The following is a 21,256-nucleotide window of genomic DNA, read 5'->3' as shown; positions in this document are numbered from 1 at the left end:
TCCTTAGTTTACATCACTTTTAAAGACTAATCAAAATAATCTGATTGCGCTTAGGATGTCTCTAAAACTTGATATAAGCATTGATTTTCAGGTCTTTTATACCATTCTTTTTGTTGCCATAATAGAATTGCTTCCACTCGAGCAACCTCTAAAATTTGTGCATCGGCTACCATATCACCAACTCTAAACTCTGGTAAACCCGACTGCTTAGAACCAAAGAAATCACCAGGCCCACGCATTTCCAAATCTCTTTCACTTAAAACAAAGCCATCTGTCGTTTCTGTCATGATTTTCATACGCTCTTTGCCTTGCTCGCTTTTAGGATTGGCAACTAAAATACAGTAAGAGGCTAGTTGCCCACGTCCAACACGTCCACGTAACTGATGGAGCTGCGCAAGTCCAAAGCGATCGGCATCCATAATCATCATCATCGTAGCGTTAGGGACATTAACACCAACTTCAATGACAGTTGTTGACACTAAAATTTGTAAATCATTATTTTTGAATGCTGTCATAATCGTTTCTTTCTCTTGGCTTTTCATCTTGCCATGCAGTAAACCTACATTAAAATTTGGCGCAAAGAAAGATTGCAGATGTTCATAAATTTCTTGTGCATTTTTGACATCTAACATCTCAGACTCTTCAATTAACGGACAAATCACATAAGCTTGCTGTCCATTTTTCAACTGACTAACCATCCAAGTTAAAACCGTATCAACTTGCTTAGGGAGAATCCATTTTGTCTCAATTGGTATCCGTCCAGCTGGCAATTCATCGATGATTGATACGTCCATTTCTCCATATGCAGTGATAGCCAAAGTTCGAGGGATTGGTGTCGCGGTCATAAATAAGACATCAGGATTATTGCCTTTTTCACGTAATATCTTACGCTGGTTCACACCAAAACGATGTTGCTCATCTGTAATAACAAAACCTAAATTAGCAAACAGGACATCGGCTTGAATTAATGAGTGCGTCCCCACAACTACCGTCACTTCTCCACTGGCAAGCCCTGCTAAAATCCGTCGCTTTTCTGCCGCTTTCGTTGAACTCGTTAATAGTTCTACAGTCACACCCGTTTGAGAAAATAAGTCTGACAAACTTTCCATGTGTTGTTCCGCTAAAATTTCGGTCGGTACCATTAAAGCTCCTTGATATCCTGCCGTAGCTGCAGCATACAAAGCAATTGCGGCCACAATTGTTTTTCCACTACCAACATCTCCTTGCAATAATCGGTGCATATGATTCGGACTTTTTAAATCAGCACAGATTTCATTGACAACTCGTTTCTGAGCTACGGTCAATTCAAATGGTAATGTTTGAATAAATCCTTTTAAACGTTTAATATCATAATCAATTTGCGTTCCGTAATTTTTTTCATTTTCTTGACGTTTTAGTTGAATCATTTTAACTTGAAATAAAAAAAACTCCTCAAAAGCTAGACGTCTACGCGCTAATTGATTTTGTTTAGTATCTTTAGGAAAGTGCATTGCATACGCAGCTTCGATTTTAGGCATTAAACGATACTTATCTAGTAACCAATCAGGTAAGTTTTCTTCTATATAATGTCCATATAATTGCCATGCATCCTTAATCAAATTAACTAAGGTTGTCTGTCTAATCTGTTTCGTCACGTGATAAATAGGGGAGTAATCAAGTTCTTGATCTTGTGTCGCCAAAATTTTCATACCCGATAACGCTTTACGTTTCGCATCCCACTTGCCATAAATTGCAATTTCTTCAGCTGTCACAATTTTGGCTTTTAAAAAGGGTTGATTAAAAAATGTCACATTAATCACCGCATGATCAATCATCATACGAAAGGTTAAGCGACTTTTTTTAAAGCCATAATAGTTAACGACTCCTTCACTTAAAACAGTTCCTTTTAGTACCACTTTCTCTTGATCTTGAATATCTTCTATTTTTTTTTCTTGAATATCATCGTAGCGAAACGGATAGTAGGTTAACAAGTCATAAATAGTTTGAATACCTAAACTATTTAAAATAGTCGCTCGTTTTGGCCCAATCCCTTTCATCGATCCCACCGGTTGCAATAATTCAGACACTACTTAACCACTCCTTTCTATTTATTTAATGATGTTAAAAAAGCCAAACAAAATGTTTGGCTTTTTAATGTATTGCTTATTCAACAGCAAAGATGTATGGATAAACAGGTTGTCCACCATCATGAATTTCAATTTCTAAATCGGCATTAATACTTAGCAAAGCTACCTCTAATTGGTGAGCATCATCTAAATTACCATCTTGACCAACAATGATTGTAACAATCTCTGCATCATCATTTAACATATCTTTCAATGTATCGATTGATGCAGTCATACAATCAGAATTAGATACGACAATCTTGCCTTCAATCATACCAATATAATCATTTTTCGTAATGTCAATTCCATCAATGGCTGTATCACGAACGGCTGTTGTTACTTGACCACTGACCACTTCGGCTAACATATCACCCATTGCTTGTTGGTTACTTTCAAGATCCGCTTGCTCATTAAAGCCTAATAAAGCTGTCATCCCTTGGGAAATAGTTTTTGATGGCACCACAATTGTTGGAACTTCACTCACTTCCGCCGCTTGATCAGCTGCCATAAAAATATTTTTATTATTAGGTAAAATAATGACCTGTTCTGCATGTACTGCTTCGATAGCTTTCACAATATCCTCAGTACTTGGATTCATTGTTTGACCACCACTAATAATATAGTTTGCACCCATACTCTTAAATAACTCTTGAACCCCTTCACCTGCTGCAATGGCAATAATACCATAAGGAACACGTGCTTTAGCAGGAACTTCGGTTTCTTGTTCTAATAACGTTTCATGCTGTAAGCGCATGTTGTCGACTTTAATTTTAATTAATGAACCAAATTTTTGACCGTAATTCATCACTTCACCTGGATGTTCAGTATGGACATGAACTTTAATAATTTCATCATCCGCAACAACCAATAATGAATCGCCAATTTTGTCTAGATAGTTTCTAAATTCATCATAGTCAAATTCACTGTCAACAGTTGGACCTTCACCAATACGTACCATAATTTCCGTACAGTATCCAAATTTAATATCTTCAGTTGCCAAATGACCATGAACACTCTTATGATGTTCTACATTAACCATCTCATCCATTTGTGTAATGCTTGGTTGATGTGCGTCGCTCTCAACGATTTTACCAGATAATGCTTCTAGGAATCCTTCATAAACAAAAACTAGCCCTTGACCACCACTATCAACTACCCCAACTTCTTTTAATACAGGCAATAAATCAGGTGTCTTTTCAAGCGCTTTTTTAGCACCAGTTAATACTGCTTGCATAACTGCCACACAATCATCCGTTTCTTTCGCTTTTTTATCACCAGCGATTGCCGCACCGCGTGATACAGTAAGGATAGTTCCTTCTACTGGTTTCATTACCGCTTTGTATGCTGTTTCCACACCATTTTTAAATGCGTCAGCTAAGTTCTGAGCCGTTAAAGTCTCACACTCTAAGACACTTTTTGAAAATCCACGAAATAATTGTGACAAAATAACGCCAGAATTACCACGAGCTCCCATTAATAATCCTTTTGATAAAATACCTGTTAACTCACCAACATGCTGACTTGCTGATTCTCTAACAGCTTTTGCTCCACTTGTCATTGACAAATCCATGTTTGTTCCAGTATCACCATCTGGTACTGGGAACACGTTTAAGGAATTAACAAATTCAGCATTTTGATTTAAACGTGTTGCTCCAGCTTGAACCATTGCTTGGAATTGCCCTCCGTTAATTGCTTTTACTTCCACAAATCGTTCCTCCTTGTTCGATTAAAAACTATCTTAGTTATCCATTTATTATTTTTAGTCCGGTTGAACGCGTACACCTTGAATAAAAATATTAACAGAATTCGCAACAACACCAAGCATTGTTTCAAGATTATATTTTACTTTTTCTTGAACATTGCGGCTTACTTCAGAAATCTTCGTTCCATAACTTACCACAATGTAAACATCTACTGCTACGCCATTTTCTTCTTGACGTACTACAACACCACGTGAGTAATTTTCTTTACCTAATATTTCATTTAAATTATCTTTAATTTGATTTTTACTTGCCATTCCGATGATTCCATAAATATCCGTAGCGGCACCACCCACAACAGTAGCAATGACCTCATTGGAAATTTCAATGGTACCAGCTTGTGTTTTAATTGTTACAGCCATGTTATTACCTCCTTAAAGTCAGTATTTACCCATTATCATCCTTCAGTTTATCATACCAACGCCTTTTATAAAAGAAAAAAATAGCGATAATTCTGACTAACAAACTTTTTTACTTAGTTATACCTAATTTTTTTATTGCATTAATGTCTAAACTGTGATAAATTATTCTAGTATGATTAGAAAAATCAGATTATATTCAAAGCAAAGGAGGGAATATCATGGCAAAAGAATGTTATATAACTGGGCGTAAAGCTAGATCTGGTAACAACCGCTCACACGCAATGAACGCAACAAAACGTACTTGGAAAGCTAACTTACAAAAGGTTCGTATTTTAGTAGACGGCAAACCAAAAAAAGTTTGGGTTTCTACTCGTGCTTTGAAATCTGGTAAAGTAGAACGCGTTTAATTTTAATACTCATTAATGTTCAACTGATGAGCACTTGATCATCGGTTGTTTTTTTATGAAAAGAAGACGACACGTAAACAATTATGTTTACGTGTCGTCTTCTTTATTTAGTCCATTGTAAAAACGTAGACTTTTGAAAAATTATTCGAATTGTACAATCGATCAATTCGGTTTCCTTCACCAACCGAATGCCAGATTAGATTATCTTTCGGGTTATTGCCCCAGAAAATACCTAAGTGACAATCTGGCAATGCGATATTATAATTAGGCTCAAAATATAAAATATCACCCTTACGAGCCTTACCACTAGCGATCATTTCAGATGCATTATTAAAAATATGGTACTCTGTCTTCGCTCTCAACGTATCACGCCAATTATAGCCATTAGCAACACCACCCCACGCATTGGATACTTGCGTGATACGGTTAATATTACCTCCAGAACGTTGAATAACATCTGCGATAAAGCCTGTACAGTTCATACCTGGTCCATAATAAGTTGGTGCACCTTTAGGGCTTAAATACTTCGCTGGCTCAGGTTTACCAAAAGAATTAGATAAGCCTCGATATGGTGTTGTTAAGTAGAAACGATCATTACGATGACTATTTAGTAAAGAAACTACCCGTTCTCTCGAAGTTTCTAGATAAGCGCCAGCAGTGCGCCCTAAACTCGTTGCTCCTGCGTTAACATATCCATGCCAACGACCTTCTTTATCGTAAAGCGAGTAATAATTAGCACCATTATAATGATGATAATAACCTGTAACTCTAAATGTTTGACCATATAGATTTTTTGTTTGATTTCGTCGACTCCAATTAAAATTATTATAGACATCATAATTTTTACTAGAAATTTTCACAGTCAAATTAGTTGATAACCAGACTCCTTGAGTACCAGGTGCCTCTGAGATACCGTTTTTATTAATGTAACCATGCCATATTCCTTTATTATCATAAAGGGAATAATAAGTTGATCCGTTCATATGTTGGTAATAACCTTTTACTTGCAGTGTTGAATTAATCAATTGGCTAGCATTCGCCATCTTATGCCAATCGAAATTACGATAAACTGAGTACCCACTTTGCGTCATTGTGACAAAATGATTTGAATCAGCAATCCAAACCCCATGTGCTCCTGAAGCTTCTGTAGTGACTGCAGAATCAATGTAACCGTGCCAACGATTTTGATAATCATATAAAGAATAATAGGTTTTACCATTTAAATGATTATAATAACCTGTTACTTTATACGTTTTTTTCAATTTTTGATTAGTATTACCTCGGATATCCCAATTAAAATTATTGTAAATCGGCTGATTATCTGTCATTAAAGTTACATATTTACTGGTTCGTTTCCAAGGTCCTTGAGCGCCAGCAACTTTCTCTGTCGCCTGACGATTAATATAACCAATCAATTGATTGTCATTAGTTGTTAAAGCGTAATAAACTGCTCCATTATAGTGATTATAATAATTTTTAACCAGTAACACTTTATCGTAATAGTCAGCTGCAGAACGTCCTTTTTTCCATGAAAAGTCTTCCCATATCGTATAATTTTTATTCGTAATTCGAACATATTGATTCGTTTCGATAGGGTTACCTTCTGGACCAGCAACTTTTTCCACTAGATTCCTATCAATATATCCTTGCCATTGATTAGCGTGATTGTATAAAGAATAGTAAACTATCCCATCAACATGATGGTATTTACCTGATACATGATACACATTATTTAATAAATTATTTGTTGATTGCCTAATTGATTGCTTGAAATCATTAAACAAAGAAAAATCTTTTTTATTAATAACAACATAGCTATCATCTTGAAGCCAAATTCCTTGTGGGCCTGCAGCTTTTTTTACATCTTCTTTAGCAACATAACCATAAAACTGATCCTTATTATCATATAATCCATAATAAACAGTATCAATACTTGGTTTAATCGAATCTGCTACTGTTTGATTATCCAGCTGTTTCTCAGTTGTTTCAGTCTCTAATAGTTGAGTACTGCCTTCTGTAGTTAATTCATCTTGTACCTTAGTTTCAATAGCTTTTTCTTTCAGTTGCAACTCAGTCTTCACATGGAATGTTTGTTCATACAACTCAGTATTTTCTCTTGAATCAGCTGTCAACAAGTCCGTCCATACACGTAAATTCTTAGTCGTATTTGTCACATAAAAATCAACTTTTTTAGTCACTACCTCGTAACGCTCTTCAGACTCATAACGTTTAGTTTGTAATTTTTTAGTTTCTTCAACTTGCGTAGATGACTCTTCGGTATTTATTGTCATTTCTGTAGAACTAGTTGCTGTAGTTTCTTGCCTCTCACTCGTTGCTATTTCTTCACTTGATTGTTCGACATTACTTGTCTTTACAGATGATGAATCATCTGCAAAGACAGAGGTACTAATCCCTAAACTTATGGCTAAAATAGTCACACCTTTTAATAAATACGTTCGATAGGACACCCTTTTCTCCTCCTTATTTACCGATTATTCGGCACTTATCTTTCGATTGAATCACGCACATAAAACCAGTTTTAAATGAAAAACGACTAGTTTCCCCAACAAATTCATTACTTGATAACGAAAATGGTAACGGAAACGACGTATTTTCCAAACGGTATTTAGCATCATAAATTGTCAGTTCATCCACGCTCGTTAAACAAACATAAGCCAAATAAGGCTTATCTTGCTCTTTATTAATGATATACTCACCCGGTTTAAAATAACGAATACTATTTAAATTATCCCTAATCATGATTCTTTCAAGAAATGGTTGAAATCGATTTTGTAGTGGCAACCATAAATTAGATAAAAAGTGATCTAGCCGCCCACCCGTCGCTCCAATTAGGACATAAGATGCGTCAGGATAATCTTCAATCGCAGCTAACATACCCAATTGTGTATCAGTATCATCTTTTTCAGCAGCACAACAATCAATACGTCGCACCTGTTGTTGCACGAACCCAAATTCCTCTGTTGTTAATGAATCAAAATCTCCTACTGCTCGTTTGATCGGTAACCCATACTTCAGGCCATATAGAGTACCCCGATCAACACCGATAAAGGCCGTTTCGTTAGACCGATAAGGAGTTAGATCCGGCCAATTAGCCGGATCACCTCCTGCGATGATAATAACGTATTTAATCACCAAACGTCGCTCCTCTTAGCTGAGCGATTCGTTCTCCACGATTGTCAGCACCATAAATATATGACCCTGCAACTAGAACATCTGCTCCAGCAGCAACACAATCTTTTGCTGTCACGTTATCAACGCCACCATCAATTTCAATTTCATAGTGATAGTCACATTTTGTCCTTAATGTTGCTAATTCCCGGACTTTATCTAGGCACTCTGAAATAAATGCTTGACCACCAAAACCAGGATTAACCGTCATAATCAAGACTAGGTCAGCTAGACTTAAAACATGTTTAATACTATCAATAGACGTGCCAGGATTAATTACGACCCCAGCCTTGGCTCCCGCAGCTTTAATCATCTGTAACGCACGGTGTAAATGGACGGTACTTTCAGCGTGAACAGTCACAATATCGGCACCTGCTTTAACAAAATCATCAATATAACGTTCAGGATTAACAATCATCAAATGAACGTCAAGTACTAAATCAGTAATTGGTCTAATAGCCGATACCATACTTGGGCCAAATGTAATATTTGGTACAAATTGACCGTCCATTACATCAATATGTAGATACTCAACACCATGTTGCTCAACTTCCTTAATATCTTTTTCTAAATTAGCAAAATCTGCACTTAAAATCGATGGAGCTATTTTTATCATTTTTATTCACTCACTTTTTTCTATAAATTGGTTTGCGATTAGCAATTTCATCATAAAACTGTAAATAATTATTATAACGACTATCTAAAATCATTTCATCTGCTACTCCAGCTTTAACAGCACATTTTGGTTCTTTACGATGCTGGCATTCACGGAACTTACAATTATCAGCTACGGCGAGAAAATCAGGAAAACATTTTGGTAATTCAGTCGTATCCATCTCTAAAAAATCAATCGAGCTAAACCCTGGAGTATCCGCAACTAAGCCACCTGAAATTGGAATTAATTCCACATGACGCGTGGTGTGTTTACCTCGGCCTAACGCAACAGAAATATCGCCAACAGCTAAATTCAAATCCGGAACTAATTCATTTAACAAAGTCGATTTTCCAGCGCCAGATTGTCCCATAAATACTGTCAGACGATTCATAAACAACGATTTTAACTCCGCTAAATCAGTTGTTTGCGAAAATAATACTTGATACCCCATATCTGTATAGGCTTCGCGCATATCTACCATTGCCTGTTTTATAGCATCATTAGCTAAGTCTAATTTCGTAACATAAATAACAGGTGTGATATATTTTTCCTCTAAAGTAACTAAAAATCGATCAAGTAAATTAAATGAAAAATTAGGCTCTACACAACTAGTTACAACAACTGCTTGATCAATATTGGCTACTTGCGGTCGAACCAATTCATTTTTCCTTGGTAAAATATCAAGAACATAACCGTCAGTTAAATTAGTGCTTTCAAATTCAACGTAATCACCCACAAGTGGTGTGATCTGTCGATTTCTGAAATTCCCACGGCCTCTAGTTTGATAAGTAACCCCTTCACTTGCTACATAATAAAACCCACTTAAAGCCTTAATAATCTGGCCTTTCGACATTTTATTCCTCCTTATAATCAATCAAATCGCTTTCTTATCTATAAAATTATTGTAGCATATTTTACTAGCTTATCGTTAGTAACCTCAAAAATTCATAAATAAAAAACGATAAAAATCAATTATTGATTTTTATCGTTTTGATTACCACTATTTTGATCATTATCTCTGTCATCATCTTTTGAATTATCTGGTTTCTCACCACCGTGATCGTTGGTTGTTTCTGTTGTAGGCTTAGATTCACCAGACGTATCAGACGATGATTGCGTACTAGAAGGTGTTGTCGATGGCGCAGTAGTTGGTTTTTTACCAGCTGAATACACAATAGTAATTTGATCACCTTTTTGCATTTCAGTCCCACTACTTGGTACCGTATAAATGACTTGTCCAGCTGGAACGGTGTCACTGTATTCCGTTAGTTCTTCAATCAATTCTAAGCCTACACTGTCAATGTAGCTTCGAGCTCGATTGCTAGAATAATTATACATGTTTTCTAATTTAAATGTTTTAGGTCCTTTGCTAACCGTTAACACTACTTTAGTTTCACTAGGAACTACTTTTTTCCCAGATTTTGGCGTTTGCTTAATAACACGATTAGTCGAAATACTATCAGAGAATTCTTCCTTCGTTTGAATGTTACCTTCTAAAAAGCCTTCATTTAGTAATTGATTCTTCACGTCATCGACGTCCATACTTGAAAAATCACTCATTGTAATCTCTTTATCACCGGAACTAATATAGAGAGTCACCTCAGCTTTCGCCTTTACCTTCGACCCCGAAACTGGATTCGTCCGGACAACTGTTCCTTTTTTCACGGAATCATCAGAGATTTTCTGAACAGTAGGATTCACACGCAACTTTTCTTTTTCCAGTATAGCAACCGCTTCAGCTTCCGTTTTACCAGTCACATCAGGAACAGCAATTTCTTGACCACTTCGACCAAAAACATATAAACCTCCTGACACAAGAATAAAAATGGCCGCTAAAACAAGAAACATTGGTTTCACTTTTCTTTTTTTTGACTGCTTTTTAGGATCACTTGTTGTATCATCGGCATTCAGAGATGTATTCGAATCATCGCTATTTTTGTTAGGAACTGGTGGGACTTCTGTCGGAACTGGCTCAGTTATTGGTGTTAACATAATTGTATCATCTGTCATGACACTTGGTTTAAAAACTGGTTCATCCGCACGTGATGGATCTAAGCTTGTTCGAATATCCTCGTACATTTCATTGACTGTTTGGTAACGATCCGCAATTTCTTTAGCCGTTGCATGTAATACAACATTCTCTAGTGGTTGCGGAATGTTAGGATTAAAACGTATAACGGACGGAATATCGTTTTGAAAATGTTTCAATGCAATTGAAACTGCTGACTCACCTTCGAAAGGTACAACTCCTGTCAAGAGTTCATACAAAATAATTCCTAGTGCATAAATATCCGACTGACGTGTTGCCATGCCACCACGAGCTTGTTCTGGTGACAAGTAGTGTACGGATCCTAACAATGTATTTGTTTGAGTAATTGACGTTTCTGATAAAGCAATGGCTATCCCAAAATCAGTAATCTTCACGGTACCATCTTTTGCAATCAGAATATTTTGTGGCTTTAAATCACGATGAATAATTTGATGCTGGTGTGCAACCGAGATAGCAGCCAAAATTTGTTCCATAATATTAACGACTACTGGTAATGATATAGGAGAATTATGCTTAATGTATTGTTTTAAATCCGTTCCTTCAACGTATTCCATGACAATATATTGCATGCCATTTTCTTCACCAACATCATACACACCGACAATATTTTGGTGCACCATTTCCGTTGCTGCAAGTGCTTCACGTTGAAAACGGCGAATGGCATCTTGATCATTTTGAAAATCAAATCGCAAAACTTTAATCGCAACTTCACGATTAAGAATTAAATCTCTCGCTAAGTAAACATTAGCCATACCACCACTGCCGATATTGCCAATAATTTCATAACGTTCCCCAATTTTTTGACCGATACTAATCATTAATCATATGCCTCCTTTCCATCAGACTTAAACGACATTAGCAAAACAGTTATATTATCTGTTCCACCTGCTTCATTGGCCTCCGTAATTAATTGTTCCACTTTCTGATTTAAAGAAATTTCCTGTGTCACAATGCTTTTAATAAAAATGTCGGACAACATATTGGTTAACCCATCAGAGCATAATAGAATTTGATCATTTTCTTGAATAGTCAGCAACGACAAATCAACATCCACTCGACCAGGGACACCTACAGATCGAACTAAAATATTTTTCTTAGGATGATTTAGCGCCATTTCTTTAGTAATTTCTCCCGTTTTAACTAGTTCATTCACTAAAGAATGGTCTTCAGTCAACTGTTTAATTTCGTGATTACGCACAAGATATGCGCGGCTATCACCGACATGCGCTAAAAGTAGTTGACCATTTAGCGGAATCGCCGCCACAATTGTCGTTCCCATACCATATTTTTCAGGATTATTAGTACCTTCCGCATAAATAATATCATTTTCTTCTTGAATTCGGTCAACTAACCATTTACCAATGGCATCATGGTCAGCAATTGTTGTCGCTTCCCAAACAGCCCCTAGTCCAGTGACAGCTAAAAAACTAGCTTGGTCTCCAGCTAAATGACCTCCCATTCCATCAGCAACTATTGCTAAAACGATACCAGCTTGATTCACATACGTTCCAACAGTGTCTTGATTATTCTTACGTTTACGACCGACATTTGTTTGACATTCAATTTGCATACTAGCTTAACACTCCCTTACTTAGAAACATTCTTAGCTTATTCTTTTGAAGCAACTGATAAAGAAACCGTCTGTTTGGTAATGATGTGGATAGACTTTTAAAAGTTTATCATGATAACTTTTTGTTAAATGAGCCGCACCAGCAACATCAATCAACTCAAAATTAGGATGAGCAGCAAGAAACATCGCTACGACATCTTCATTTTCTTCTTTTGTTATTGTACATGTGCTATAAGTTATTATACCGTATTTCTTCACTTTGTTCGCAATACTTGCAAGAATTTCTAACTGAATGCGTTGTAAGTTTAGAAAATCATCTGCTGATTTACTATATTTAATATCTGGCTTTCGTCTGAGCAAGCCTAAACCAGAACAAGGTGCATCGACTAAAATTCGGTCAAATGAGTCATCAGCAAATTCCTCACGTGCCTGTCTAGCATCCATTGCTTTCGTTTCTACAACATTCATGACATTTAGTCGCTTAGCATTCTCTTCAATTAAGGTCAGCTTACGTGGATGAATGTCCAATGCCAACACTTTCCCACCTAAAGCCGCATCTAAAAATGTGGCTATATGAGTTGTTTTACCACCTGGTGCTGCACAAGTGTCTAGAACTTGGTGATCTGGTTCTAGTTGGATACTTGGAGCAACCAACATCGACGTTTCATCTTGAACAGTTAATTGACCTTGTTTAAATAACTGACTACCAGCTAAAAAGCCTTTCTCAGCAACTACCCCATAAGGTGATACCTGACTTTCTTTAACCGCAAGACCCTCTTCTATTAGTTGAGCCATTGCATCTTCTCGTGACAGTTCTCGTGTATCCACACGTCCACTCACTTGACTTGGTTCTAAAAGAGATTCGCCAAGTTCGCGTGTCGCATCTAAACCAATATCAGCAACAAATCGTTCTGTTAACCATATTGGTAAGCTGATTTCAACAGATAAACGTTCAATCGGATCTGTAATAGCATCCAATTCAGGAATACCTTGGCGCTGAAAAGTACGTAAAACGCCGTTAACAAATTTACCGACACCATCATTGCCTTTTCCCTTAGCAATTTCTACAGCATCATTGATAATACCATACATCGGTACCTTATCTAGATATTCCATTTGATAAATTGATAATAGTAACAACTCTTTTACCCAAGGTTCAACTTTCTTCGCACGTTCAATGAAGGGAGCTAAATAATACTCTAGTGTTAGGCGATGACTGATGGTGCCATAAACAATTTCTGTCATCAAACGAGCATCTTGATTTGATAATTGATAATATTTAATACTTTCATTAATCAGAACATTTGAATAGCCTTGATTTGCGGCTACTTTGATTAATAACTCTAATGCCACATAACGTGGATTTTTATAGACATGCTTTGGTATTTTTTTCTTTTTACTTTTACTCAACTTTTTCTCCCATTTCTAACTGACGACCAACCCCGTTTAAAAATTCACTTGCGGTCAATTGACCTTTCCCAGCTGGTTGTAATCGATTAATTTGTAAAACAGTTCCACTACCACAAGCGACTTTAATGGCTTTTTTCGTCAAACCAATAATTTCTCCTGGTTGTGCGTGTGTTGTTTCCTCTTCTAAAGGCGTGACGTCCCAAATCTTCCAACGCGTCCCTTGATGCATCGCGTATGCAACAGGCCAAGGACGCATACCACGGACTTGGCAATCGATTTGTTCAGCAGTCATTGACCAATCAATCTGCTCCTCGTCACGTGAAATATTGGGTGAATATGTCACGTGTGTCTCATCTTGTGGTGTTGGTGTCAAATCGTCAGAAATTAGTTTAGGTAGCGTCTCTAGTAACAGCTCCCGGCCAACGATACTTAATTTATCAAACATACTTCCGACATCATCCGTTTTATCAATCGGAATAGCACGTTGCGCTAACATATCACCAGCATCCATTTTTTTCACCATTTCCATAATAGTGACGCCTGTTTCCTTTTCACCTTTCATAATAGAATAATGAACTGGTGCACCGCCACGATACTTTGGTAACAATGATGCGTGCACATTAATTGCCCCAAGTTTCGGTGCTTTTAATAGCCGCTCAGGCAAAAATTGACCAAAAGCAGCAGTCACAATTAAATCTGGCGCTAAGTCAATCACTCGATCTAATTCCGGCGAACCAGAAATTTTTTCTGGTTGTAGAACTTCTAGCCCGTGACGTACAGCTGCTTCTTTCACTGGCGGTGGCGTCAAAACTTTTTTGCGCCCCACTGGTCGGTCTGGTTGTGTGACAACTGCAATCACATCATACTCATCATGCTCAATCAAACTTTCAAGAATCGGAACTGAAAATGCCGGTGTTCCCATAAATACAATTTTAGTCATAGCCGTGTGCCTCCATATAGTCATCTAGCTCATCAGGTGCGATGATTTCAATAATTTTATCAGTGAATAACTGCCCGTCTAGGTGCTCTAACTCATGTTGGAAAGCTCGTGCCAAATAACCAGTTGCATCGACTTCCATTTCATACCCTTCACGATCGATATAACGTATCGTGACTTCTTCATGTCTTTCGACGGTCCCAAATGTTCCAGGAAAACTTAAGCAACCCTCAACATCAACTGACATTTCTTTACTTTTAGCAATAATTTCAGGATTAATCATTTCAAATAAACCTGTTTCATCGTCTAATTCAATCACAACAACACGTTCAGATACACCCAGTTGGTTAGCAGCAAGTCCAATCGCATCACGTGCTACCATCGTATCGTACATTTCATCTAATAAACGCAATAATTTAGGTGTGATTTTTTTTACTGTCCGACACGGTGTTATTAACACGTCATTCGGATAAGTAATAACTTTTTTCAACTGCAACGCCCCCTTTTAAATAAAATGTTGGGGTTCCATATCAATCGATAGTCGCAACCCCTGACGAATATCTTTCTGTGATTCTTGTAAGATAAGTTCTAAAGCCTCATCTAACCTTGGTTCCTGACGATACTTAATCACTACTTGATAATAATATCTTTTATTGACACGTGCAATTGATTTGGGTGTTGGACCTAAAACTATTGCCTGATCTGTCAAAAAGTTCTTTAAAAAAGTAACCACTTGATAAATACGCTTAGCTGCCACTTGCTCTTCTTCATGACTAACAACAATCTGACTAGTAAAATAGTAAGGCGGATAAGCTCCGCGATGACGCATTTGCATTTCATGACGATAAAAAGCTTCATAATCTTGGCTTTGTGCCAAACGAATTGCATAGTGCTCAGGGTTAAAAGTTTGAATCACAACTTCACCTGCCTTAGCCCCTCGACCCGCACGTCCACTAACTTGCGTTAACAATTGAAACGTTCGTTCACTCGACCGGAAATCAGGCAAATTTAACGCAGTATCAGCATTCAGTACACCAACTAACGTTACATTAGGAAAATCAAGCCCTTTAGCAATCATTTGTGTACCTAATAAAATATCAGCTGAACCAGACTCCATCTGATCCAATAACTTCTGGTGGCTACCTTTTTTACGTGTTGTATCCACATCCATACGAATAATTCTTGCTTCTGGTAATAGTTCTTTTAATTCCGCTTCGACTTTCTGTGTACCTGTCCCGTAATAACGAATTTTAGTCCCATCACAAATGGGACAACGATAAGGAATTGGCTCTTCATGGCCACAATAGTGACACTTCATAGTCTTAGTATCCATATGTAGTGTTAAGGAAATATCGCAATTTGGGCAAGGCAACACATACCCACAGTCACGGCACATAACAAAGGACGAAAAACCTCGCCGATTTAACATTAAGACTGATTGCTCTTTTTTGCTTAGTCTATCTGTTAACTTATCTACTAATACGCTAGAAAAAGTTTGTGCACCTTTTTTAGCTTCTTCCCGCATGTCAATCACCTCTACTGTCGGTAATTGAGCATTGCTAACGGCTCGCTCTGTTAAAGGCAGTAAGTGATAAACATTTTTTTGTGCGCGTGCACGTGATTCTAGTGACGGTGTCGCACTACCTAGGACGACTGGACAATGATGATATTGACTACGCCAAATAGCTAAATCTCGTGCATGGTAGCGTGGTGATTCTTCTTGTTTATAACTTCCTTCATGTTCTTCATCAATCACAATCAATCCTATGTTTTCAAGTGGTGCAAAAATAGCCGAGCGAGCACCAACCACAACACGTGCTTCACCACGTTCAATTTTACGCCATTCATCATACTTTTCACCCTGTGATAAACCACTATGTAAAACTGCTACGTCATCACCAAATCGGCGTTTAAATCGTGTCACAGTTTGAGGTGTTAATGAAATTTCAGGAACAAGCATGATAGCAGTTTGCCCCTTACCTAGTACCTCAGCAATACTTTGTAAATAAACTTCAGTCTTTCCACTACCAGTTACACCCTCAATTAAAAATACCTTGGCATCTTGGTCAGACACACTTTGCGTAATCGCTTCGACTGCCGTTTTTTGTTCAGGATTTAATAAAAGAGCCTGGTCAGACTGAAAAGATTGATAAGCATAAGGATCTCGGTAAATTTCACGTTCTTCAATTGTCAACCAATTTTCTTTTGCACCATTATTAATAACTGCACGTGTTAAATCATGGTCATGTAATAATTCAGGAAAACTAATGTCACTCTCATCAACTAGGGTCAACAATAATTCTAGCAAGCGCCGTTTTTGGTACGCATTGGCACGTTGCTTTTGTAGTGCTTGTTCTAATTCAACTAAAGAAGCTTTACGCTTAATCACGCGTACTGTTTTCACACGATTTTTAGTTGTTACTTCATAACGAATATCAACCTTGCCTTCACGTCTAAGTTGCAGAATAGTCGATAAGTGAGGGGTATCAACGACTTCCTCCCAAGGAACTTCACCTAATCCTTTAAAAATAGTCTCAGTCACTTCTTTAGACTCTAAATTATCTGCCAATAAAACAACCCATTTTTGATAAGTTGATCGCATCACACTGGGCAACATAGTCTGAAGACACGTCACTTTAAACGCAAATGTCGTTTTCGCCATGTCGTCTGCTAATTGTAATAATTCATGATTAAGTACCGGATAGACATCCAGTAAACGAACAATTTCTTTTAACTCAGTTTTGTGTGCTACAGGCATCTCATCACTAATAGCCACGATAAACCCCTGAATGTGGCGGTTACCATTACCGAAAGGCACTTCAACCCTCATACCGACAGCCACAAACAACTCTAAAGCTGATGGTATTTGGTAACTAAATGGTTGATTCGTTTGCATTGTCGGAACATCGACAATTACTTGAGCGATCACCGTATGTTCCACTTCCTTTCTATTTCTATCATTGTATCAAAAAAACCACTCAGATGTTGAAAAAAATAAAGTAGAGCAGTTGCCTGTTCTACTTTACTTTTTTAGTTTTTATAATTTATTATCTAATTGAATACGGGCTTCTAATTCTTGTTGTTCCCGACGTTTTAAGGCTTTCTTCTCATCTTCTTGACGTTTTAAAAGCTCACGTTTCAAATCAGGATTTGGGTCAATGACCACATCGCCAGCCGCAATTTCTTCTAAAGCACGACCAACATTTTTAACTGAGACAAATTTATCTTTTTCAATCATTGGTTGTGCCCCCAAATCTAATTCGTGTGCACGTTTACTTGACAAAATAACCAATGAATATTTTGAATCAACTTGCTCCAATAATAAATCAATTGATGGATATAACATCTTTACATCTCCTTTAACATTTCTTCGTAACAATCAATCACGTTTTGTACGCGATAATGTTCGCTTTCAATAATTTTCTTAATTCGTTCAACAGCTAACGGTACTTCATCATTGACCACAGCATAGTCATAGTGGCGCATCATATCAATTTCAGTACGCGCCATAGCCAACCGTTCTTTTATAACATCCATATCATCTGTCCCACGACCAATAATACGAGACTTTAATGCAGAAAAATCAGGAGGGGTTAGGAAGATAAAAACACCGTCTGGCATTTTTTCTTTGACTTTCATGGCACCTTGTACTTCAATTTCTAGGAAAACATCTTTTCCTTCATCTAGCGTTTGGTTTACATAGTCTAAAGGCGTGCCATAGTAATTACCAACATACTCAGCATATTCTAGCATTTTATCTTGTTCGATTAGTGCTTGGAATTCCTCTTTTGAACGAAAGAAATAATCAATCCCTTCAATCTCTCCTTTACGCATTTGACGCGTTGTCATAGAAATTGAATATTCATAAGACGTCTCTTCACTTTCAAACAATGCTTTGCGAACTGTCCCTTTACCAACACCAGATGGACCGGATAGTACAATTAATAACCCTCTTTGTGACATAGTGTCTTCCTTCCCTTGCTAATTTTATTATTTTATCTACTATAATGCACCGTTTTCCCACGGAATGCAAGTTATAATTTGCTAAAAAATTGGAAAGAAAATACCTTCAATTACCGATTATTCGACATTTTGAATTTGTTCACGGATTTGTTCAATTGTGGTTTTCAAAAAGATAACGTGTTCTTTAATTATCATAACAGACGTCTTAGAACCAATTGTATTAATTTCACGATTTAGTTCTTGGGTTAGAAAATCCGCTTCTTTACCAATCGCTCCAGCTTTTTTTAGCAATTGACGGTAGTTTTGACTATGAATTCTTAAGCGGTCAAGTTCTTCGCCAATATCTGCTTTTTCTAATTGCAACGCTACCTCAGTTAACAAACGTGTCTCATCTACCTGACCACCAAGTAAATCAAACACTTTTTTTTGTAATTTTTCGCGATAATCCGCTTCATAATCAGCTTGTAATTCGTGAATCATGACTAGTCGATTATCCAGCAAATCTAACTTAGCCTCTAAAACAGCTAAGATTCCTGCGCCTTCAAGAGTACGATTTTGTTGTAACTGTGTCAAAGCTATTGTGAATAGTTCTTGCAAGTCAACAAATAAGGCCTCAGGAAGATTACCACTATCCACTACTTCAAATAAAGCTGGATGCATGATAGCCCCTTGAAGCAAAGAATTAGCCGTCACGCCTGATTCGGAAGTAAAACTAGTTTCCATCGCGCTCAAATCTGTGACCAATTGTTGTAACAACGTTTGGTTAATCTTAACTTGTTGTTGTGATTGATTTATCATCCGTAGTGTCACGAAACATTCAATACGCCCACGTAACAGATGCTCTTTAACTTGTTTTTTCAATGTTTGCTCAATGCTATTTAATTCACGAGGCAATCGCATTTGAATATCTAAAAACCGATGATTCACTGCCTTGATTTCTACAGTCACTTCATACGCTTCAGTCTGTAAATCTGCTTTACCGAAACCTGTCATACTTTGCATGGTTGTCACCTCTATCTTACATCTATCTACTATACTATCATACTTTACCTAACAGCAACGATTTATTTCCATTTATCTCCTGCTGTATCAGCTGTACCTAGATACTCCAAAAAAATTGCCGTTACTAGTAAATGGAAATGCTTAGTAACTTCTTTTTTTGTTAGAGTTAATTGTTTTTCTTCCTCATTTTGTAATAGTTGATACATATCAATTAGCTTTTGCTGCGGTGACAAGTAATCAATTTGGTCTAAGTAACGGATTAGCCATTCTTTAAATGATAACATCATTGGTGCCGTTTTTGTCGCCTCTAAGTGGTGCGCTCGTTGGACGATTGCCTGACCAAGTTCAGCTAAAGAATATACCTTCGTTGGATCAATAACCATCAAGAAGGCTAATTCTTCTAATAAATCAACCACTAAAACACTAGGATTATATCCCTGTTGCAACAAACGTTCAACAACTGAGGATGTTATTTGTTCTTGAGAACTAACTGTTGCTAGGCGTTGTTGCAAGTAATGAATAAAACGACGACTAGCATTAAATGCTGTACGCTTAAAATCAATTTTTGGAAAACTATACTTCGTTCCGCGCAATTGTCCAAACGCTTTTAATCCCTCTAAATAACCTAATTGTAAATTCCAACTAGCACGATGACTATCAAATAATAAAACATTACCTAATCCCCAATCACTCTCAATATTGACTACCGCAACAGGTACTTCCATCTTAGATGATTTAATAAAACCAGGGCCTTTAACATTGACTGTTATAATTTCGGTTGCACCTTCATTTAATAAAACATCACTTGGTAAATTGTTTCGATAACCACCATCAACATAATACTTACCGTCAATTACACAGGCTGACATTGCCGGGAAAAACGAGGCTGACGCAAGTAACCATTTAGGTAAAGTTTCTATTGTCATATCTGATAAAGACACAACTGTTTCTGTCAGCATTGGTGCTTGAGTTGTCACAATGAAGAATTTTTTATCAGTCTGAAATATTTTTTCTTCATGAATTAATTCATGAATCAGATTGAGTAAAGGCGTGGTATCAGCTCCAACTGTTTTCATCGCTGATAAAGTAAAACTTTGAACATGACTCATCAATTGTTGCAACGTAAAATCGTCCGTGGTATCCACAACTGAGATTGGCACACTGAGAATATCTTGAGTGGCGATTGTTTCCCACATTTTTATCGCACTAGGCAAATCATCCTGGATAATTAACCCACCGTTTAGCGCTCCTACTGATGTCCCACTCACTAACTCATAAGTGACATTTAATTCTTTTAACGCTTTCCATACTCCTATTTGATAAGAGCCTTTTGCACCACCGCCACCTAACACCAAGCCAGTATAGTAGATTAGAGGGTAATCAAATTGGACAACGAGGTCATCAGTTTCTACATCAAATCCTTGATCGGTTAGTTTCGTCACAAGATAATCTGTCATTACTTGACGAGAAAAACCCAGTCGTAAAATTTTCATACGGTGCTGTTTTGCCAAAATAACTAATTCATCAACAATCATTGACCACGACCGATAATCATCGGCAATTAACACAAGATTAATCGTCATGATGTGTTGAGTTAGAGTAAAATCAACCACTATTTTCGGGCGATTTTTACGCATAATAGCTGTAATATAATGTTGATCATCAAATTGTTGTACCCGCTTTTTTAAAGAATCATAGGCAATTTTTTTTGAGACATCAAATGGTAACCATTGGGTCAACTCTGGTAAATAACTAGATAATTGAACAACATCCGCAATAAATAATTCTTTCCACATTGTTTAGCCCACTCTCTTCTTTGTTTTTTATTTTAATTAATTTGACTAGA

The 21,256-nt window shown here is 37.1% G+C and carries 18 protein-coding genes; 1 reads left to right on the top strand and 17 read right to left on the bottom strand.

What is annotated here, in order from left to right:
* Positions 1 to 50 precede the first annotated feature (50 nt).
* From recG to BW732_RS07375, 3 genes are all read right to left on the bottom strand, one after another.
* Positions 51 to 2,066, bottom strand: a complete 2,016-nt coding sequence (gene recG / locus BW732_RS07385; protein ID WP_077276144.1) for an ATP-dependent DNA helicase RecG — start codon at positions 2,064 to 2,066, stop codon at positions 51 to 53.
* A 76-nt stretch (positions 2,067 to 2,142) separates the two neighbouring features.
* On the bottom strand, positions 2,143 to 3,810 hold the full coding sequence (locus BW732_RS07380; RefSeq protein WP_077276143.1) for a DAK2 domain-containing protein: 1,668 nt from the start codon (positions 3,808 to 3,810) through the stop codon (positions 2,143 to 2,145).
* A 54-nt stretch (positions 3,811 to 3,864) separates the two neighbouring features.
* Positions 3,865 to 4,227 carry an Asp23/Gls24 family envelope stress response protein gene (locus BW732_RS07375; protein WP_077276142.1) on the bottom strand — a complete coding sequence of 121 codons (363 nt, stop codon included), beginning with the start codon at positions 4,225 to 4,227 and terminating at the stop codon, positions 3,865 to 3,867.
* 218 nt (positions 4,228 to 4,445) lie between these two features.
* Here BW732_RS07375 and rpmB point away from each other — a divergent pair, with 218 nt between their 5' ends.
* Positions 4,446 to 4,634 (top strand): 50S ribosomal protein L28, encoded by a 189-nt coding sequence (gene rpmB / locus BW732_RS07370; RefSeq protein WP_077276141.1) that lies wholly within the window; start codon positions 4,446 to 4,448, stop codon positions 4,632 to 4,634.
* A 107-nt stretch (positions 4,635 to 4,741) separates the two neighbouring features.
* Here the strand turns inward: rpmB and BW732_RS07365 are convergent, their stop codons facing one another.
* The 14 genes from BW732_RS07365 to BW732_RS07300 all read right to left on the bottom strand — a co-directional run bounded on the left by BW732_RS07365 (position 4,742) and on the right by BW732_RS07300 (position 21,206).
* The gene (locus tag BW732_RS07365; RefSeq protein ID WP_077276140.1) at positions 4,742 to 7,102 is read right to left on the bottom strand and encodes a hypothetical protein; all 2,361 of its coding nucleotides are present in this window, start codon (positions 7,100 to 7,102) and stop codon (positions 4,742 to 4,744) included.
* A gap of 13 nt (positions 7,103 to 7,115) precedes the next feature.
* A complete protein-coding gene (locus BW732_RS07360) occupies positions 7,116 to 7,787 on the bottom strand; it encodes a thiamine diphosphokinase (RefSeq protein WP_228414925.1) in 672 nt (223 codons plus the stop codon).
* Positions 7,780 to 8,436: a ribulose-phosphate 3-epimerase gene (gene rpe / locus BW732_RS07355; protein ID WP_077276885.1), complete on the bottom strand. Its 657-nt coding sequence runs from the start codon at positions 8,434 to 8,436 to the stop codon at positions 7,780 to 7,782. The genes BW732_RS07360 and rpe overlap by 8 nt, the downstream gene beginning before the upstream one ends.
* A 13-nt stretch (positions 8,437 to 8,449) precedes the next feature.
* Positions 8,450 to 9,331 carry a ribosome small subunit-dependent GTPase A gene (rsgA, locus tag BW732_RS07350; protein ID WP_077276139.1) on the bottom strand — a complete coding sequence of 294 codons (882 nt, stop codon included), beginning with the start codon at positions 9,329 to 9,331 and terminating at the stop codon, positions 8,450 to 8,452.
* 119 nt (positions 9,332 to 9,450) lie between these two features.
* Entirely contained in the window at positions 9,451 to 11,346 is a 1,896-nt protein-coding gene (gene pknB, locus BW732_RS07345) for a Stk1 family PASTA domain-containing Ser/Thr kinase (RefSeq protein ID WP_077276138.1), read from the bottom strand.
* Positions 11,346 to 12,098 carry a Stp1/IreP family PP2C-type Ser/Thr phosphatase gene (locus BW732_RS07340; RefSeq protein WP_077276137.1) on the bottom strand — a complete coding sequence of 251 codons (753 nt, stop codon included), beginning with the start codon at positions 12,096 to 12,098 and terminating at the stop codon, positions 11,346 to 11,348. Before BW732_RS07340 ends, pknB begins: the two co-directional genes overlap by 1 nt.
* 33 nt (positions 12,099 to 12,131) lie before the next feature.
* The gene (gene rsmB / locus BW732_RS07335) at positions 12,132 to 13,508 is read right to left on the bottom strand and encodes a 16S rRNA (cytosine(967)-C(5))-methyltransferase RsmB (RefSeq protein ID WP_077276136.1); all 1,377 of its coding nucleotides are present in this window, start codon (positions 13,506 to 13,508) and stop codon (positions 12,132 to 12,134) included.
* A complete protein-coding gene (fmt, locus tag BW732_RS07330; protein WP_077276135.1) occupies positions 13,501 to 14,448 on the bottom strand; it encodes a methionyl-tRNA formyltransferase in 948 nt (315 codons plus the stop codon). Before fmt ends, rsmB begins: the two co-directional genes overlap by 8 nt.
* Positions 14,441 to 14,941, bottom strand: a complete 501-nt coding sequence (def, locus tag BW732_RS07325; RefSeq protein ID WP_077276134.1) for a peptide deformylase — start codon at positions 14,939 to 14,941, stop codon at positions 14,441 to 14,443. Before def ends, fmt begins: the two co-directional genes overlap by 8 nt.
* Positions 14,942 to 14,950: 9 nt before the next feature.
* On the bottom strand, positions 14,951 to 17,341 hold the full coding sequence (priA, locus tag BW732_RS07320) for a primosomal protein N' (protein ID WP_077276884.1): 2,391 nt from the start codon (positions 17,339 to 17,341) through the stop codon (positions 14,951 to 14,953).
* 141 nt (positions 17,342 to 17,482) lie between these two features.
* Entirely contained in the window at positions 17,483 to 17,791 is a 309-nt protein-coding gene (gene rpoZ / locus BW732_RS07315) for a DNA-directed RNA polymerase subunit omega (protein ID WP_077276133.1), read from the bottom strand.
* Positions 17,792 to 17,793: 2 nt separating this feature from the next.
* Positions 17,794 to 18,408: a guanylate kinase gene (gene gmk, locus BW732_RS07310; protein ID WP_077276132.1), complete on the bottom strand. Its 615-nt coding sequence runs from the start codon at positions 18,406 to 18,408 to the stop codon at positions 17,794 to 17,796.
* A 117-nt stretch (positions 18,409 to 18,525) separates the two neighbouring features.
* On the bottom strand, positions 18,526 to 19,410 hold the full coding sequence (locus tag BW732_RS07305) for a YicC/YloC family endoribonuclease (RefSeq protein WP_077276131.1): 885 nt from the start codon (positions 19,408 to 19,410) through the stop codon (positions 18,526 to 18,528).
* Between the two features lie 62 nt (positions 19,411 to 19,472).
* The gene (locus BW732_RS07300) at positions 19,473 to 21,206 is read right to left on the bottom strand and encodes a patatin-like phospholipase family protein (protein ID WP_077276130.1); all 1,734 of its coding nucleotides are present in this window, start codon (positions 21,204 to 21,206) and stop codon (positions 19,473 to 19,475) included.
* Between the last annotated feature and the right edge of the window lie 50 nt (positions 21,207 to 21,256).

Source organism: Vagococcus penaei (assembly GCF_001998885.1).
Lineage (GTDB): Bacteria > Bacillota > Bacilli > Lactobacillales > Vagococcaceae > Vagococcus > Vagococcus penaei.
Note: the sequence above shows the minus strand (reverse complement) of the source record. Positions and strands in the feature narration are given on the sequence as shown.

What these genes read in the sequence shown, in the direction of transcription:
- rsgA (WP_077276139.1), bottom strand. Translation starts at nt 9,331, where the DNA reads ATGTCGAAAGGCCAGATTATTAAGGCTTTAAGTGGGTTTTATTATGTA.
- gmk (WP_077276132.1), bottom strand. Translation starts at nt 18,408, where the DNA reads ATGTCACAAAGAGGGTTATTAATTGTACTATCCGGTCCATCTGGTGTT.
- BW732_RS07300 (WP_077276130.1), bottom strand. Translation starts at nt 21,206, where the DNA reads ATGTGGAAAGAATTATTTATTGCGGATGTTGTTCAATTATCTAGTTAT.
- fmt (WP_077276135.1), bottom strand. Translation starts at nt 14,448, where the DNA reads ATGACTAAAATTGTATTTATGGGAACACCGGCATTTTCAGTTCCGATT.
- rpmB (WP_077276141.1), top strand. Translation starts at nt 4,446, where the DNA reads ATGGCAAAAGAATGTTATATAACTGGGCGTAAAGCTAGATCTGGTAAC.
- rpoZ (WP_077276133.1), bottom strand. Translation starts at nt 17,791, where the DNA reads ATGTTATATCCATCAATTGATTTATTATTGGAGCAAGTTGATTCAAAA.
- BW732_RS07305 (WP_077276131.1), bottom strand. Translation starts at nt 19,410, where the DNA reads ATGCAAAGTATGACAGGTTTCGGTAAAGCAGATTTACAGACTGAAGCG.
- priA (WP_077276884.1), bottom strand. Translation starts at nt 17,341, where the DNA reads ATGCAAACGAATCAACCATTTAGTTACCAAATACCATCAGCTTTAGAG.
- BW732_RS07340 (WP_077276137.1), bottom strand. Translation starts at nt 12,098, where the DNA reads ATGCAAATTGAATGTCAAACAAATGTCGGTCGTAAACGTAAGAATAAT.
- pknB (WP_077276138.1), bottom strand. Translation starts at nt 11,346, where the DNA reads ATGATTAGTATCGGTCAAAAAATTGGGGAACGTTATGAAATTATTGGC.
- BW732_RS07375 (WP_077276142.1), bottom strand. Translation starts at nt 4,227, where the DNA reads ATGGCTGTAACAATTAAAACACAAGCTGGTACCATTGAAATTTCCAAT.